Origin of the sequence: Paracoccus rhizosphaerae (assembly GCF_026162645.1) — a bacterium.
GTDB classification, from domain to species: Bacteria; Pseudomonadota; Alphaproteobacteria; order Rhodobacterales; family Rhodobacteraceae; genus Paracoccus; species Paracoccus rhizosphaerae.
This window is the reverse complement of record NZ_JAOTBE010000173.1, coordinates 1-1248: the sequence shown is the minus strand read 5'-3', so window position 1 is coordinate 1248 and position 1248 is coordinate 1. Positions and strand designations below refer to the sequence as shown.

Sequence of the window (1248 nt, the reverse complement as noted above, 5' to 3'; positions counted from 1 at the left end):
GCGCCCCATCCTCACGCACCACACAAATCGCCGTCTCTTCTTGCGACACGTCCAAAGCTGCAAACATTCCCATCGAATCCTCCATGCTCACACTCCCGCAAAGGGCCGGAGCAACAGAACCCATCTTGCAACAGAGACAGCCGCGAGTGGGGGCGTGGCGATTACGCTAAGTGGTGTGGTGTAGCCTGCGGGCGGAGATATTGGCGAAAGTTGGTGACGCCTGGTCAGGCGGCTGCTTGAAGTTGACGGAGGCCGTCGCGGAACTCAACCCCCTGGATGATCTGCGGCAGACGGTTCTGGCCGCCGAGTTTGCGCCATTTCCCCTGCGCCGACATCATCAGCTTGAAGGCCATGGCTAGCCCGGTCCTGCGGTTGAGGCAACCTTTGGTGCGCTTCGTGCGGTGCCGAACGGTCGCGAAGGTGCTTTCAATTGGATTCGATGTCCGGATGTGTTTCCAGTGCTCGGCCGGATAGTCGTGAGACAGGTCAGCAACGCCTTGCGATCCTTGATCAGCTTGGCAACGGCCTTGTCGTATTTGACTCCGTAGGTATCGACGAAAAAGTCGAAGGCGGCGCTGGCCTCGGCCTTTGTTTCAGTCCGGCCCAGATGTCATGGAGATGGCTCTTAGCCTTGTCCTGCAGTGACTTTGGCAATGCATTCAGCACATTCATTGTCTTGTCGGCCCAACACCGCTGCTCGCGCATGGTGGCGAACAACTCGCGCAGGGCGCTCCAGAACCCGAGCCCGCCATCGCCGATGGCCAGCATCTGGTCCGCCACCAGCCGCCACTGAGCCTTTGCCGTAGCGTGATCCGGCTGAGCAAAGGCCGTGGCGATGAAGGCCGAGACTACCCTGCGGCTGCTCTTGCCAGCATGGGCCAAGGCATTGCGCTGGAAATGAACCCGGCAGCGCTGCCAGGTTGTGGAGAGCACCCGCGCCGTGATGCCCTCATGCGCATCGGAGATCACCAGCTTCACGCCCGAGAGCCCGCGACGGACAAGATCGCGAAGGAACTCCGTCCAGAACGGCTCGGCCTCGAAGGCCCCGACCGCCATGCCCAACACTTCGCGCCGACCGTCGGTGTTCACGCCCACCGCGATAGTCACGGCGAGAATTGGACCTGTCTCGGTTCCGTTCCGGTCTCGTGCTCATGTTAGGCGGCCTTGTTTTGGAAGGCCACGGGTGATTTCCAGCCCAATGCAGAGTGTCGGCGCCGCGGGTTGTAGAAGCCGTTGATGTATTCGAGG

General features: G+C 61.1%; 1 protein-coding gene and 1 pseudogene. Both read right to left on the bottom strand.

From position 1 onward, the window contains the following. Nucleotides 1–224: 224 nt before the first annotated feature. Nucleotides 225–353: a hypothetical protein gene (locus tag OC184_RS20685; RefSeq protein WP_378926091.1), complete on the bottom strand. Its 129-nt coding sequence runs from the start codon at nt 351–353 to the stop codon at nt 225–227. A gap of 412 nt (nt 354–765) precedes the next feature. Next, a pseudogene (locus tag OC184_RS20240) lies at nt 766–1113 on the bottom strand (transposase); the annotation flags it as partial. Nucleotides 1114–1248: the final 135 nt, after the last annotated feature.

Coding starts and splice junctions, on each gene's coding strand:
- OC184_RS20685 (WP_378926091.1), bottom strand. CDS start 353: ATGGCCTTCAAGCTGATGATGTCGGCGCAGGGGAAATGGCGCAAACTC.